Genomic DNA, 14143 nt, shown 5'->3' on the forward strand with positions numbered 1-14143 from the left:
AATGCGGGAGCTCCTGGATGAACACGTTGAGATCGATGTCGATCAGCCGGCGCCTGTGGCTGATCCTTGTGGTGGCGGTGGCCATGCTTGTGGTGCTTGGCCTGCTCATGCTGCGCCAGATCCACGGTGACCTTTACCAGGCCAAAGCGGAAAAAACCCGCCATGTGGTGCAGACCGCCGCTGGCGTGCTGGCCTATTACCAAGGGCTGGAAGCGGCCGGTACGCTCAGCCGCGAAGCCGCCCAGCAACAGGCACTGCAGGTGGTACGTGCGTTGCGCTACGACCACGATGACTACTTCTGGATCAACGACCTGGGGCCAAAGATGATCATGCATCCGGCCAACCCCAAGCTCGATGGCCAGGACCTTTCTGCCATTCGCGACCCCGACGGCTTTGCCGTGTTCAACGAAATGGTCGCCCTGGCCCGCCAGCAGGATGCAGGGCCGGTCAACTACCGCTGGCCCAAACCCGGTGCCAGCGAGCCGGTCGCCAAGACTTCCTATATACAGCTGTTCAAACCCTGGGGCTGGATTATCGGTTCAGGCGTGTACGTCGATGACGTGCAGGCCGAATTCGCCCGCCAGTTGCGCGATGCCTCGCTGGTGGGCGTGGGCATTGCCCTGCTGATGGCACTGGTGGTCCTGCTGATTGCGCGCAGCATTGCCCGCCCCTTGCAGGAGGCCGTGCAGGCCATGGGCAACATCGCCAGCGGCGAAAGCGACCTGACCCGGCGCCTGGACACCCACGGCCGTGACGAAATCACCCACCTGGGCGAGCACTTCAACCGTTTCAACGGCAAGCTGCAGGGTGTGGTCGGCCAACTGCAAGGGGCGGCCCACGCGCTGGCCCAGTCCGCCGGGCACGTCGGCGACAATGCAGGCGCCGCACAGCAGCACAGCGCCCAACAATCGCTACAGATGGACCAGGTAGCCACCGCCGTGAACGAGGTGACCTATGCCGTGCAGGACGTGGCCAAGACTGCCGAACAGGCCGCCGGGGAAATGCGCACCGCGCAGCAGCAGGTAACCCATGGCCAGCAAGCGATTCATGGCAGCCTGGCGCAGATCGACCGGTTGTCGCTGACCATCGACCAGGCCGTGCAGGTGATTCGCGACCTGGCAGGCCACAGCACACGCATCGGCGGTGTGCTCGATGTCATCCGCTCCATCGCCGAGCAGACCAACCTGCTGGCGTTGAATGCGGCCATCGAAGCGGCGCGGGCCGGGGAACAGGGCCGTGGCTTTGCCGTGGTCGCTGACGAGGTTCGCCTGCTGGCCCAGCGCACCGCGCAGTCGACGGCAGAGATCCATACCATGATCGAGCACCTGCAAAGCCAGTCGGACGCAGCGGTCAAAGCCATCGACACCAGCAGCGAAGCCTCGCGCCAAACCGTCGAGCAGGCCCGCGAAGCCGGCGCCAGCCTGGACGCCATCAACCAGGCACTGACCAACCTGACCGCGCTGAATGCCTCCATCGCCAGCGCCACCTTGCAGCAGTCGCATGTGGTCGAGGAAATCAACCGCAATGTGCTGGATACCGCCGGGCTGTCGCAGCAGACGGCCGATGCGGCGCGCCAGTCCAGCGATGCCGGGGTGGCACTGGGGCAGTTGAGTGAGGAGTTAGAACAGTTGCTGCGCCAGTTCCGGGTATAACTGCCAAAATGCAGGGGGCTGCAATGCAGCCCCAGACGCCCTCACGCCCTACACCTTCCCTGGCCGACCCGCTACAATCGCGGCCCTCACTAAAGTCTCCAAGGATCGCCGATGTCCGGCCTTGAACTCATCGCCGCCGTCCTCGGCGTCACCGCTGTCTGGCTCACGGTCAAACAAAACGCCTGGTGCTGGCCGATCGGCCTGGTCATGGTGCTGATCTATGGCTGGCTGTTCTACGAGGTAAAGCTGTACTCGGGCATGCTGCTGCAACTGGCCTACGCGATCCTGCAACTGTACGGCTGGTGGCAATGGAAACGCCCCGGCCGCACCGAAGACGCCCGCCAGGTATCGCGCCTGCAAGGCCCTGCGTTATGTGCCGGCCTGGCTGCCGGGGTACTCCTGAGCGCAGCACTGGGCTCGGCCATGGCCAACTGGACCGATGCCGCCCTGCCCTGGCTCGACGCCACCCTGACCGGTTTCAGCCTGGTGGCGCAACTGTGGATGGCCCAGAAGCGCCTGCAATGCTGGCCGCTGTGGGTGGCAGTAGACATCGTCTATGTAGGCTTATACCTGCACCAGCAGCTGTACTTCACGGCGGGCTTCTTTGCCGTGCTCACCCTGATTGCCGTGCGCGGCTGGCTGGAATGGCGCCGCGACCCGGCGTTGGCGCAACCATGAGCACGCAACACGCCATGAAGGTCCTGGTGCTGTGCGGCCCCGAATCCAGCGGCAAGAGCTGGCTCAGCGGTGTGATCCAGGCGCATTTCGGCGGTGTGGTGGTGGCCGAGTACGTGCGCCACTTCATCGACCAGGAGTGCCGCGATACCTGCTATGCCGATATCCCTGCCATCGCCCACGGCCAGCTGGCCTGGGAGGACCGGGCGCGCGAACAGGCGCCACCGCTGCTGATCCTCGACACCCACCTGCTCAGCAACATGCTCTGGAGCCGCGCCTTGTTCGATGACTGCCCGGCCTGGCTGGAACAAGCCTTGCTTGAACGGCACTACGACCTGCACCTGCTGCTGAGCCCGCAGGGGGTGGACTGGGTTGCCGATGGCCAGCGCAGCCAACCCGACATCAACGACCGCCAGCGCTTTTTCGACGACAGCCTTGCCTGGCTGCAACAGCATAATCAGGCGCACCAGATACTTGAGGGCAATTGGCCGCAGCGCCAGTTGCTGGCCTTGCAAGCCGTTGCTACGCTGCTTGATAGCGATGCGCCATCCTGCCCGACCGAGTGTTAACCTACTGACACACTCCAGTGGGGCAAGGCCCCCGAAATTGCGGGGCTTCCCCCCTTTTCGGGGGCAGTGTCAAACCCGTGAAACACCCCTGCAAAAACCCTTCCAATCAAGGCCACAGCTGGCTTGGCCAGCAACGCCCACGGCTGGCTGTTTCACCGCTGAGACAAAATGCGCCGCAGTTTGTCAGCCTCTTGCCCTAACTGTCTGATCTGAAAACGATTCTCAAAAGCGGCACACCATCTGCTCTGTCCTTTGCATCGCTGAACAAGGCCAGCGCTCAAAGAAGGAGTTGCCGTCGTGAGGAAGAGTGACAAACGCCTCTATCACTTGTTGTTGGCGGGTTGTGTACTGGGGGCATTGAGCCTCACGGCCCACGCAGACAAAGGCATCATCATCATCAAGCGCGACGTGCAGGTGCGCAACGCGACGATCCCACCCTTGATCCCTGACCCGAGCCCGACCACGGTCAACGCCAACCCTTCTGCCCACGTGCTCAAGCAAACCAACGAGCTGAGCGATGGCGATTTCGCCAGCATCAGCAGTGGCGCCGGCATCAGCAACATGATTACCCAGCAGACCAACAACCTGGGGGGTAACCTCGGCAACCAGAACCAATTGCCCAACCTGTCAGGCGGCCGTGGCACGGGGGGCGCGGGTAACGGCATCTCCAACATGGTCAACTCAAGTGTGCAACGCGGCCTCGCGCCATTGCAGATTCTGACCGGCGGGGGCAAGTGACATGAAGCACATGCTGCTGATTCTGGCCACCCTGTGCAGTACGCCAGGCCTCGCCGATTCCCTGGTTCCCGTCATCAATAATGCCAACATCGACAGCTCCGGCAGCCGCTATCAGGGCAACCTCTCCGTCAACCAGGCTGCCGGCGACAAACAGCAACAGGCCAATGCGCGGGCCATCGCCGTCGGGCCCGAAGCGAATGCCAGCACGCAGATCCGGCAACGGCTGAACACCCCCGCCGACCCGACGATGGATGCCCGCTCGACCATTCAAGGTAGCGCGTTCAGCAACGGCAGTGGTGCGCTGGGCGTCAACCAGAGCGCCGGCGCCAATACCCAGCAAGCCAATGCCCTGAGCATAACCCTCAGTGCTCAACCGCAAAGCATCGACGACAGCGTCCTCATGCAACAGAACGTGGCGCTGCTCAACAACTCCGGTCCAACTGACACCCCAACAGGCCATCGCCAGGTCACCACCAGTGACCAGGCCTTCACCGGTAGCCGCGGGGTGATCCAGTTGAACCAGAGTGCCGGGGTGGGAAACCGAATGGCCAACACCTTGAGCATCCGGGTCGCGGATTGACCCTTTCAGTTAAGAACGACACTTAACCAACATAGAGTACGGAGAATCACCATGAAACCCTCGATGGCAATCAAGCCTCTGGTGTTCGCAATTGCTGCGGTCATGGCTGTTGCTGTACAAGCTGGGCAAAACGATCGGCGCAATGACCACCACAACGGCCACCATAACAATGGTCATCACACGCCTCCTCCAACCAAAATCCCTGTGTATGCAACGGCCAATGCCTGGGATACCCAAACCAGCACCGATAACCGTATCAGCAATGAAGGCACCATCAACGAAGCCGAGATGAACCAGTCGGGCGAAGGCTCCAGTGGCAACGTCGGTATCAACGTGGCGGCCGGTAACGGCAACCAGCAGGATAACGCCGCAGCCATTGCCAACGCCGGCTCCGAGTCGAGCCTGGACAACAGCTTCGTGTTCGGCATGGCCAGTGCCACTGCCGATGTCGTGCAATCCAGCGACAACAACCGGGTCGACAACTATTCGACCCAGTCGTCTGCTGTGATGAGCGGCTCGGCCAGCGGGGCTGAGGGCAACATTGGCATCAACATCGCCGGTGGCGACCTCAACCAACAGAAAAACACCATGGCCATCGCCAACACCGGTGCGCCTCTGGGTAATGCCACTGCCACGGCTTCTGCCGAACAGGACGGGCCAGGCCTGGTCGTGAACAACAGTGCTGACCGCACTTACCGCGTCGACACGATCACCATCACCACCTCGGCCAGCGGCAGCTCGTCGCGCGACGGCGACTTCAACCTCAGCGTGGACAAGAGCTCGTCTTCGAGCTGGAACGCCAGCGGCTCCAACAGCTGGGATGCCAGCGGTTCGAAGTCGAAGGATGTCAGCGGGTCGCGTAGCAAAGAGTCCAGCTCCAGCTACAACGCTCAGCTTCACGCAACCCTGGATGCAGCGGCAGAAGCCTCGCACAGTGTCACCGTCGATCATGGCCGCCATGACCGCACGCGCAGCGAATCGGCCGACGCCTCGCTCAATGCATCGCTCGACGTGACCATCGACAAGTCGAAAGACAAGTCGTCCAGCTCTTCGTTCCAGAAGTCGTATGACTCTTCGTTCGAAGAAGCCTACAACTCCTCGTTCGAAAAATCGGGCAGCAAGTCGAAGGAATCGTCCAAGGACATCGTGAAGAGCTACAGCGAAAGCAGCTCGTACGACCTGAGCAACACTGTGTCCTTCCAGGTACTGACCCCGACCGGCTGGGCCAACCCTGTGACCAACACTGCAACCCTGAGCGGTTCGGTGAACGGTGGCAGTGGCAACCTGGGCGTGAACGTGGCAGCCGGTGTGGGCAACCAGCAGAGCAACTCGCTGGCCATTTCCAACACCTCGTTCTAAACGCTGCGCTTGAGGCCCCCTTCGGGGGGCCTTTCTTCAACACCCACCGGAAGGCATCCGATCATGCGCATTATCGCCTTGGCGTTTTTGCTGTGCCTGGCCAGCGTGAGCGAAGCTGCACAAATGCCGCTGTCCGTCCTGCCGGGCGGTGCCGTGGTATTCAAGCCCATCCAGAGCGTGCGTGAACGCAAGTTCGCCGACCTGGTGCAACAAAAAACCGACTTCAGTTGCGGCGCCGCCGCACTGGCGACCATCCTGCGCCAGGCCTACTGGCTGGATGTGGACGAACATCAGATCATCGAAGGCATGCTGGCCCACGCCGACCAGAACCTGGTGCGCACGCAAGGCTTCTCCATGCTCGACATGAAACGCTACGTCGAAAGCCTGGGGATGCGTGCCCGCGGCTACCGGGTAGCACCCGACACCCTGCACAGTGTGCGCATCCCGGTCGTGGTGCTGATGGACGTGCGTGGCTACAAGCACTTCGTGGTCATGCAAAAGGTCGACAAAGGCTGGGTGTACATCGGTGACCCGGTGCTGGGCCACAAGCGTTACAAGATCGACGATTTCCTGAAGGGCTGGAACGGCATCATCTTCGCTGTGATCGGCCAAGGGTACGACAAGAACAATGTCCTGCTCGACCCGCCCCTGCCACTGACTGCCAAGGGCCGGGTGAACAACTTCACCCCAGTGAAGGACACCGAGCTGCTGGACTTCGGCTTCATCAAAAGCGACTTCTTCTAACGACTGTTCTAATGACAAGGAGCATGAGGCTCCAGGGAGCATTTCATGAAGACTTCATTGTGGCTGGCCATGGCCTGCCTGGCCGCCAGCCTGCCAAGCCACGCCGAGGCGTTGAAACCCATCGAACTCAAGGACCAGGAGCTGGCCAACCTGCGTGGCCGCTATGTGATGCCGGGGCGCATCGTGAGTTTCGGGATTGTCATGTCCAGCACCTGGCAAAATGCCAAAGGGGACGTGATCGGGGCGACATCCACGCTGCAAGTCCAGCAGTCGACCATCAAGCCCCAGTTCTATGTCTCGATGATCGACGAAAAAGGCACCGGTGCCGCGTCGAGCGGTGCCTCTTCTGCGGGCACGGGCGTGGTCACAGGTGGCAACGGCCTGACCACCACCGAGGGTGTCACCCAGGTGGTGCGTGCAGCCGGCGACAATAATACGGCCTACAACAACGTTGATATCAACGTCACCAAAGCCAACCAGGCCCCCGCCGTGCAGCAACAAGGCCAGGTACTGGCCGCTGGCCAGACCCTGGTCGGTGAAAACGGCGCCGGCTCGCTCAGCGTGTCCTCGACCGGCGTGGGCGTGCAGCTCAACATCAATGCCAGCAATAACCAGGGCAGCAGCGTGCAGCGCCTGGCCCAGGGCGGCCTGATGCAGAATTCGACGCTGCTCGGCAACGGCAACCTGGTCAACAACGTCACTTCCCTGAATGTGGTCATGCGTGAAAGCGTGCCAACGGCCGCCTCGCTGAACGGTAGCCTCGACCAGCTCAAAGGTCTTCGCACCTTCGGATACTGATCTACGCTCAGTCTCATCAAAAGTAGTCGGAAGGGACGGCAAATCCATGCACCGATCTTTAACGCTCAAAGCTTTTGTGTGTTTGACTACCCTGGCCCCGGCCACAATGCTCTACGCAGCTGCCGACCCACAGGTCGAGGCCCTCAAGCAGGAACTGATCGAGCTTAAACGCCGTTACGAAGCCCAGCAGCAAGCGCTGATGGTACTGGAGCAGCGCGTGCGGCAGGTCGAGGAGGCCCCGGCGGCAGCGCAACCCAAACGCCTGGTCAAATCCCCTGCCGAAGGGGTCAAGGGGGCACAGACTGTCGCATCCGGCGCGCCGGGCACCACCGGCAGCTCCTACGGCCAGGCGCTCACCGCCGACTCGGAGCCGGCGCAAAGTGTGTCCAACCTGTATGACGAAGCCAGCGGCTTTTTCGGTGGCGGCAAGTTCAGCTTCGAAACCGGCCTGACCTACACCCATTACGATACCCGTGCGCTCACGCTCAACGGTTTCCTAGCACTGGACTCGATTTTCCTCGGCAGCATCAACCTGGACCGCATCAAGGCCGACAACTGGACCCTGGACATGACCGCGCGCTACAACCTGGCGCAGCGTTGGCAATTCGACATCAACGTGCCCGTGGTGTACCGCGAGTCTACCTACTCGTCCGGCGGGGTAAACAACGCAGGAAATGCCCCCTCTGACGCAACGGTAACCCGAGACCCGGAAATCGGTGATATCAACGTTGGGGTAGCCTATAAGTTCCTCGACGAGGACGAGACCTGGCCCGACGCCGTCGCCACTCTGCGGATCAAGGCACCTACCGGCAAGGACCCATATGGCATCAAGCTGCGCATAGACGAAGGTAACGACAACCTCGCGGTACCAGAAAGCCTACCAACCGGCAATGGTGTGTGGTCGATCACGCCGGGCATCTCGCTGGTGAAGACGTACGATCCAGCCGTGCTGTTCGCCAGCCTGTCGTACACCTACAACATGAAGGACTCCTTCAGCGATGTCAGCCCTGCGATTAACCAAAAAGTACCGGGTGATGTGAAGCTCGGTGACTCGTGGCAAATCGGCGGCGGGATCGCCTTCGCCCTGAACGAGAAGATGAGCATGTCGTTCTCAGTGTCCGACCAGTTCGCCGGCAAGAGCAAGATCAAACAGGATGGTGGGGACTGGCAATCAATCACCAATAGCGATTACAACGCCGCCAACTTCAACATCGGCATGACCTTCGCCGCCACCAACAACCTGACCATCGTCCCCAACCTGTCCATTGGTCTGACCGAAGATGCCCCTGACTTCTCCTTCAGCCTGAAATTCCCCTACTACTTCTGATACTTGCCCTCAGCCAGGCCCGTGCAAGCGGGCCTGGCTTTTGGTTACCAGCCTTGTAGCCAACCGCTTTCCCCTTCCCGGCCTGTTATCATCCAGCACAGATGCATGACGATTTAATGGCAAAAGGGAAGTTTTTGTGAAGAACCTGTCCGACCACCCACGTACCCGGCTTGCCGCCTTGGCAGCCCTGGTGCTGGTGATCCCACTGGGTACGCGCGCCATGCTGGGTTGGTCCAACCCACTCGGTTACCTGTCCGACCTCGCCCTCGGCAGCCTGCTGGTCTTGCTGCTGCACCGTCGGCCATGGTGGCTGGCCCTACCCGTGCTGCTGGCCTGGGCTGCCCTGTGGGTGGCCTCGGCCGAACTCGTGAGCGCGGTGGGCCGGTTGCCTACCAGCGCCGACCTGACGTACCTCGTCGACCCGCAATTCATGGAGAACTCTACCGGCGGCGGCCTGGCCCATGCCTGGCTGCCCTGGGTAATGGGCGCAGGCCTGCTGGCCTGGCTGGCCACCGCGTGGCGTAGCCGCACCCGGCGCAGCCAGCCGCTGCCGCGCAAGGCCTGGGCCATTCCCGCGCTGTTGTTCGCTACCCACTGGGGCAGCCAGCAGCTGGTCCCCAGCGACGCCGACCAATGGCGGCAATACAACCTCACCCACCAACTGATGTCTGCCGGGGTCGGCACCCTGGAGCGCAAGGTCGAGGGCTGGATGGGCCGCACGCAAACGTTCACGCCGCTGGCCAGCAGCGGCCTGACGCAATCCGACCTGCATGGCCAGCGCCTGCTGGCCGGGCCAGGCAGTGCTCGCAACCTGCTGGTCATCACGGTGGAAGGTATCCCCGGGGCCTACCTGCGGCCCAATCGCCAGGCCCTGCACAGCCGCTTCGACGAAGACCTGATGCCCAAGGTCAGCCAGTGGGCCGAGCGCGGCATGAACACCCCGGACTACGTGCTGCACACCCACCAGACCATCCGCGGCCTGTACGCGATGCTGTGTGGTGACTACGACAAACTGGCCAATGGCACCCCCAAGGGCGTAGAGCTGCTAACCCAGAACGAACGCAACCAGGCCTGCCTGCCGGCGCAACTGCGTCAGGCCGGCTTTACCACCCATTACCTGCAAGGGGCCGGCCTGCGCTTCATGGCCAAGGACCGCATCATGCCGCACATCGGCTTCGACTCGGTGCACGGCCTGGAGTGGTTCCGCAACAAGAACTACCTGGACTTCCCTTGGGGCAAGGATGACCGGGCCTTCTTCGAAGGTGCCCTGGACTACGTCGGCCAGCTGCAAAAGCAGGACAAACCCTGGATGCTGACCCTGCTTACCGTGGGCACGCACCAGCCATATTCGGCACCCGCCGAGTACCTGGAACGCTATGACACGCCCAAACAGGCTGCCGTGGCTTACCTGGACGATGCGCTGGGGGCGTTTCTCGATAACCTGGAACGCCAGGGCGTGCTGAAGGACACGTTGGTGGTGGTGACCTCCGACGAGTCCCACGGCATCGACGGTGTGCGCCTGGCCTCATCCTGGGGCTTCAACCTCACCCTGGCGCCGGAGCAGGCGCAACTGCCCCACATCAAGCGCGGCACGTACGGCCATATCGACCTGGCCACCTCCGTGCTCGACTACTTTGCACTGCCCATTCCAATAGCGCTTGGTGGTCGCTCGCTGTACCGCGACTACGATACCGGCCGCGAAATGATTTCCTACACCAATGGCATGCTGCGCTATCACAACGGCCAGGGCGTCTTCACCGAATGTGACTTCCAGCAGCGCTGCCGGCGTTACGCCAGCGAGGGCTTCATTGCCGACCAGGCCCGCTATCTGGGCCCGGGCGACAGCCTGCTCGGCCAGCAGATCGGCGCTTTGGCCGGGGTGCTCGACCAGTCCCTGCTGCAAACCCCGCTTAACCTGCGTTACCAGTTCGGCGGTCCTTCGCCGATCAAGCTGCGCAAGCGCATTCACGATGACTGGGCCGATAACCTGATCGGCGCCCAGTACCTTGAAATGCCGGAAGGCTCGCACACCCGCGTGCGGGTGAAGGTGCGCTCGCTGGACCCCAAACGTGTCGCCTACATCCAGCTCAAGGCCAAGCAACTGGAGCAGGATGTGCCACTGGGCCTGCCTGCCGAGGTGAAGGTCACCGCCGACGAACCGCTGGAGATGGAGTTCAGCTTCGACAACCCGACCGAACGCAAAGCGTTTTCCTTCCATTTGCTGGGGTATGGCGGCGGTAAGGTGGAAGTCAGCGACTTCAGCGTGATCACCGCGCTGCCCGGAGAGGATGACGCCGCAGATGAACTGACCGAGGGCCACATTGCCCATTCGGGCTAAGCGGATAACCACTCATCGCCCGGCTACCGGTGCCTGTCGAATCGGCAAACGCGTGCTCGACTAGTGTGTGAATCCCCAGTGTGGAGACAGCACCATGAGCACAAGCGAAAGCAGGCACCCGGTGGTTTCCCGTAGCCAGTGGCTGGCAGCACGCCGGCAACTGTGGCTCCACGAAAAGGCCTTTACCCACCACCGCGACGCGCTGTCCGCAGCGCGCCGCGCCCTACCCTGGGTCAAGGTCGAGCAAAGCTATCGCTTCCAGGGACCGGACGGCGAACTGAGCCTGGCTGACCTGTTCGCAGGCCGCAGCCAGCTACTGCTTTATCACTTCATGTTCGCCGAAGGCTGGAGCGAAGGCTGCCCCGGCTGTTCGTTCCTGGCCGACCACTTTGACGGCGCCAACCTGCACCTGGCGCACCACGACGTGTCGCTGGTGGCGGTGTCGCGAGCCCCCTATGCCGAATTTCAGGCGTTTCGCCGCCGCATGGGCTGGCAGTTCCCGTGGTACTCGTCACAGGGCAGTGGTTTCAACGAGGACTTTGGCGTCAGTGTGGGCACCGAGGGAGAACGGCAGTACAACTATGAGCCGTATGACGGCAGTGAAAGCGAGTTGCCTGGCCTGAGTGCGTTCTACCGTGAAGCGGACGGCAGCGTTTACCACACCTACTCGACCTATGCCCGTGGGCTGGACATTCTGGTCAACACCTACAACTTCCTGGACATTGCGCCACTGGGGCGCAACGAAGGCGGGACCATGGACTGGGTGCGGCATCATGATCGGTATGAAGGGCAGCCAGATAAACCTCACTGCTGCCACAAATGACCCAGGCACCACGCACGGAACTTTGGGGCTGCTGCGCAGCCCATCGCCGGCAAGCCAGCTCCCACAGGGACCGCGTAATTTTGAAGATCTGCGCAGTAGCTGTGGGAGCTGGCTTGCCGGCGATGGGCCGCAAAGCGGCCCCAACTGCTTAACTGACTGGCGTTAGGGCAGGCCCGCGTACGCCTAGCATCCCGCGCTCGACGATAAAGTCGATCACCGCCTGCAACCCCTCGCCCTTCTTCAGGTTGCTGAACGTCCACGGCCGCTGCGGGCGCATGCGCTGGGTGTCGCGCTCCATCACTTCCAGCGAAGCCCCCACATAGGGCGCCAGATCAGTCTTGTTGATCACCAGAAAGTCCGACTTGGTAATACCCGGGCCGCCCTTGCGCGGAATCTTCTCGCCCTCAGCCACGTCGATCACATAGATCGTCAGGTCGGCCAGCTCCGGGCTGAACGTGGCGCTGAGGTTGTCACCGCCGCTTTCCACGAAAATGACCTCAAGGTTACCGAACTTGCGCGCCAGCGCCTCAACGGCGGCCAGGTTCATCGAGGCGTCTTCGCGAATGGCCGTGTGCGGGCAACCGCCGGTTTCCACGCCCACGATGCGCTCCGGCTCCAGGGCGCCGGCTTCGGTGAGGATGCGCTGGTCTTCCTTGGTGTAGATGTCATTGGTAACCACAGCGATCTGGTAGTGATCGCGCATGGCCTTGCACAGCGCTTCCAGCAGTGCGGTCTTGCCAGAGCCGACCGGGCCGCCGACACCGACGCGCAGGGGTTGTTGATAGCTTTGCATGAAGGCAGTCCTCAGGAACGGAACAAACGGGTGTATTGGGTTTCGTGACGCGATGAGGCAATGGCCAGCAATGGCAGGCCGCCACCGAGCTGGTCATCAGCCAGCGCCAGGGCCTGGTCAAGTGCAGCGGGCAATTCGGTGCCCAGGTCGCGCAGCAAGGTCTGGGCCGCCTGCTGGCCGAACGGCACCAGCTTGACCCCGGCCATGACCGCGCCTTCGAGCCAGGCAAAGCCATGGCCCAGGGCCAGCTGACGCAGTGGAATGCCCCAGTGCGCAGCCAACCAGGCCATACCGCCCAACTGGGTCAATTCAAGGCTGGCGCGCCACACCGGCGCCTGGCCCAGTTGCCAGCCGTCGAGCAGACGCGCCAACGCCGCACCACGCTGCTGCTCTTCCAGGCGCAGCTCGGCGGTTTCGCGGTTGGCCAGCAAGAAGCGGCTCCAATGGCCGAAGGCCTCGGCGTCCTCGGCCTGACACGCGTGATACAGGCGCGCCAGCACCGGCCAGTCCAGGCGCGCCAAGGTGTCTTCGACCTGCTCGCGCTGCCAGGCAGCGAAGCCGTCCACGCCCTTCACCCAGCCCGCCTCGACCGCCCACTCCAGGCCTTGCGAATACGTGAAGCCGCCCACCGGCAGGCCGGGGCTGGCCAGCTGCAACAGGCGCAGCAACGCCAGGTCGCTGTCCATCAACCGGCCAGCACCAGCGCGGCACCGGCCAACAGGCCACCACCGAAGGCTTTCTGCAGGCCACTGTGCCGGCGCAGCAGGCACCCGACGGCAAAGCCCGCCGCCAACAGCAAGCCGCTGACCGTGACAAAGCCGGCGCTGAACTGCCAGAACGCGCTTGGCGTGGCTTCCACGCCATGGGCCCAGCCGTGGAACAGGGCAAACACCGGCATGGCCATGGCCAGCAGCAACTGCCGGCTCGGCAGCAGCACCGCCCCGGCGGCCACCAGCAGCGACACGGCAATCAGGGTTTCCATGCCCAGCACGTCACCGAACAAGTGGCCACATACGGCCCCAGCAAACATCGCCGCCAGGGTTGCCAAGGGCAGCGTCAGGCTACGCCGGGTCAGTGCAGCGAGTACGCCAGTGCCCAACAGCATCAGCAGGTGGTCAAGGCCCGTCAGCGGGTGCAGCAGGCCATCGTGCAACGGATTGCTGTCATGCCCAGGGTGAGCGAAAGCCGGCAGCGCCAGCATCAGTAGAAACAGGGCGAACGTCTTTTTCATGGGTTGCTCCAGGGCAGTTCAGGAATGGGCAGGCAGGCGAACGAACGGGTGATCGTTGCCGTGGGCATGGCTGTGGCCATGCGGCGCGCTCTGGTAGGCGCCCGCTTCGGGCTCGAACGGAGCCTGTTCGGCCTCCACCGTCAGGCCCAGACCACGCAGCATGTCGTCCAGCACATGGTCGTGCTGGAAACGCAGCAGGCCAGGCTCGATCTGCAGGGGCACGTGGCGGTTCCCCAGGTGATAGGCCGCACGGGCCAACAGGTGCGGGTCGGCACAGCGCACCGTCGACACCGTTTCGGGTGCCGCCAGCACGCGAATCAGCTGGCTGCCATCGGCATCGGCAAGCAACTCTCCCCCGCGTAGCAGGTGGCCGCGTTCGAGCATCAGGCCGGCCTCGCGGCCATCGTCCAGGGTCACGCGCAGGCGGCTCTTGATACGGCTGTCCACATCCAGGGTGACAGTGCCGGTTTCGGTGAGCGTGCCGGGCTCGGTGATGCGGCGGGTCAAGACAATCAT

At 62.7% G+C, this 14143-nt stretch carries 15 protein-coding genes; 11 read left to right on the top strand and 4 right to left on the bottom strand.

The genetic code is table 11. The annotated features are described in order from the left end of the window. The first annotated feature begins 17 nt into the window (after nt 1-17). The 11 genes from mcpP (at nt 18) to A0O30_RS20190 (ending at nt 11603) form a co-directional block, all read left to right on the top strand. Nucleotides 18-1652: a methyl-accepting chemotaxis protein McpP gene (gene mcpP, locus A0O30_RS20140; RefSeq protein ID WP_105947705.1), complete on the top strand. Its 1635-nt coding sequence runs from the start codon at nt 18-20 to the stop codon at nt 1650-1652. Nucleotides 1653-1763: 111 nt separating this feature from the next. Beyond that, nucleotides 1764-2330, top strand: a complete 567-nt coding sequence (pnuC, locus tag A0O30_RS20145; protein WP_105947706.1) for a nicotinamide riboside transporter PnuC — start codon at nt 1764-1766, stop codon at nt 2328-2330. Beyond that, nucleotides 2327-2896 carry an AAA family ATPase gene (locus A0O30_RS20150; protein WP_105947707.1) on the top strand — a complete coding sequence of 190 codons (570 nt, stop codon included), beginning with the start codon at nt 2327-2329 and terminating at the stop codon, nt 2894-2896. Before pnuC ends, A0O30_RS20150 begins: the two co-directional genes overlap by 4 nt. A gap of 297 nt (nt 2897-3193) precedes the next feature. Continuing rightward, nucleotides 3194-3634, top strand: a complete 441-nt coding sequence (locus A0O30_RS20155; protein WP_016714143.1) for a hypothetical protein — start codon at nt 3194-3196, stop codon at nt 3632-3634. Between the two features lies 1 nt (nt 3635). Further along, a complete protein-coding gene (locus A0O30_RS20160) occupies nt 3636-4214 on the top strand; it encodes an adhesin (protein ID WP_105947708.1) in 579 nt (192 codons plus the stop codon). Nucleotides 4215-4265: 51 nt separating this feature from the next. Then, the gene (locus A0O30_RS20165; RefSeq protein WP_105947709.1) at nt 4266-5573 is read left to right on the top strand and encodes a heme utilization protein; all 1308 of its coding nucleotides are present in this window, start codon (nt 4266-4268) and stop codon (nt 5571-5573) included. Nucleotides 5574-5636: 63 nt separating this feature from the next. Continuing rightward, nucleotides 5637-6317 carry a C39 family peptidase gene (locus A0O30_RS20170; protein WP_016714146.1) on the top strand — a complete coding sequence of 227 codons (681 nt, stop codon included), beginning with the start codon at nt 5637-5639 and terminating at the stop codon, nt 6315-6317. A 45-nt stretch (nt 6318-6362) separates the two neighbouring features. Further along, nucleotides 6363-7115, top strand: coding sequence for a hypothetical protein (locus A0O30_RS20175; RefSeq protein WP_105947710.1), 753 nt, complete (start codon nt 6363-6365; stop codon nt 7113-7115). A gap of 46 nt (nt 7116-7161) precedes the next feature. Then, entirely contained in the window at nt 7162-8442 is a 1281-nt protein-coding gene (locus A0O30_RS20180) for a transporter (RefSeq protein WP_105947711.1), read from the top strand. Nucleotides 8443-8578: 136 nt separating this feature from the next. Beyond that, complete coding sequence (locus tag A0O30_RS20185) at nt 8579-10780, top strand: LTA synthase family protein (protein WP_105947712.1); 2202 nt, start codon at nt 8579-8581, stop codon at nt 10778-10780. A 94-nt stretch (nt 10781-10874) separates the two neighbouring features. Then, on the top strand, nt 10875-11603 hold the full coding sequence (locus tag A0O30_RS20190; protein ID WP_105947713.1) for a thioredoxin family protein: 729 nt from the start codon (nt 10875-10877) through the stop codon (nt 11601-11603). 148 nt (nt 11604-11751) lie between these two features. On the opposite strand, the gene ureG is transcribed toward A0O30_RS20190, so the two are convergent. Genes ureG through ureE form a run of 4 tightly spaced genes read right to left on the bottom strand, consistent with a single transcriptional unit; the run spans nt 11752 to nt 14143 of the window. After that, the gene (ureG, locus tag A0O30_RS20195; RefSeq protein ID WP_105947714.1) at nt 11752-12396 is read right to left on the bottom strand and encodes an urease accessory protein UreG; all 645 of its coding nucleotides are present in this window, start codon (nt 12394-12396) and stop codon (nt 11752-11754) included. Nucleotides 12397-12407: 11 nt separating this feature from the next. Further along, nucleotides 12408-13082, bottom strand: coding sequence for an urease accessory protein UreF (locus A0O30_RS20200; protein ID WP_105947715.1), 675 nt, complete (start codon nt 13080-13082; stop codon nt 12408-12410). Beyond that, nucleotides 13082-13627, bottom strand: a complete 546-nt coding sequence (locus A0O30_RS20205) for a HupE/UreJ family protein (RefSeq protein WP_105947716.1) — start codon at nt 13625-13627, stop codon at nt 13082-13084. Before A0O30_RS20205 ends, A0O30_RS20200 begins: the two co-directional genes overlap by 1 nt. 18 nt (nt 13628-13645) lie before the next feature. Then, nucleotides 13646-14143: an urease accessory protein UreE gene (ureE, locus tag A0O30_RS20210; RefSeq protein WP_016714153.1), complete on the bottom strand. Its 498-nt coding sequence runs from the start codon at nt 14141-14143 to the stop codon at nt 13646-13648.

This window comes from Pseudomonas sp. LLC-1 (genome assembly GCF_002992185.1).
GTDB classification, from domain to species: domain Bacteria; phylum Pseudomonadota; class Gammaproteobacteria; order Pseudomonadales; family Pseudomonadaceae; genus Aquipseudomonas; species Aquipseudomonas monteilii.

What these genes read in the sequence shown, in the direction of transcription:
- mcpP (WP_105947705.1), top strand. Translation starts at nt 18, where the DNA reads ATGAACACGTTGAGATCGATGTCGATCAGCCGGCGCCTGTGGCTGATC.
- pnuC (WP_105947706.1), top strand. Translation starts at nt 1,764, where the DNA reads ATGTCCGGCCTTGAACTCATCGCCGCCGTCCTCGGCGTCACCGCTGTC.
- A0O30_RS20150 (WP_105947707.1), top strand. Translation starts at nt 2,327, where the DNA reads ATGAGCACGCAACACGCCATGAAGGTCCTGGTGCTGTGCGGCCCCGAA.
- A0O30_RS20160 (WP_105947708.1), top strand. Translation starts at nt 3,636, where the DNA reads ATGAAGCACATGCTGCTGATTCTGGCCACCCTGTGCAGTACGCCAGGC.
- A0O30_RS20165 (WP_105947709.1), top strand. Translation starts at nt 4,266, where the DNA reads ATGAAACCCTCGATGGCAATCAAGCCTCTGGTGTTCGCAATTGCTGCG.
- A0O30_RS20170 (WP_016714146.1), top strand. Translation starts at nt 5,637, where the DNA reads ATGCGCATTATCGCCTTGGCGTTTTTGCTGTGCCTGGCCAGCGTGAGC.
- A0O30_RS20175 (WP_105947710.1), top strand. Translation starts at nt 6,363, where the DNA reads ATGAAGACTTCATTGTGGCTGGCCATGGCCTGCCTGGCCGCCAGCCTG.
- A0O30_RS20180 (WP_105947711.1), top strand. Translation starts at nt 7,162, where the DNA reads ATGCACCGATCTTTAACGCTCAAAGCTTTTGTGTGTTTGACTACCCTG.
- A0O30_RS20190 (WP_105947713.1), top strand. Translation starts at nt 10,875, where the DNA reads ATGAGCACAAGCGAAAGCAGGCACCCGGTGGTTTCCCGTAGCCAGTGG.
- ureG (WP_105947714.1), bottom strand. Translation starts at nt 12,396, where the DNA reads ATGCAAAGCTATCAACAACCCCTGCGCGTCGGTGTCGGCGGCCCGGTC.
- A0O30_RS20200 (WP_105947715.1), bottom strand. Translation starts at nt 13,082, where the DNA reads ATGGACAGCGACCTGGCGTTGCTGCGCCTGTTGCAGCTGGCCAGCCCC.
- A0O30_RS20205 (WP_105947716.1), bottom strand. Translation starts at nt 13,627, where the DNA reads ATGAAAAAGACGTTCGCCCTGTTTCTACTGATGCTGGCGCTGCCGGCT.
- ureE (WP_016714153.1), bottom strand. Translation starts at nt 14,143, where the DNA reads ATGATTGTCTTGACCCGCCGCATCACCGAGCCCGGCACGCTCACCGAA.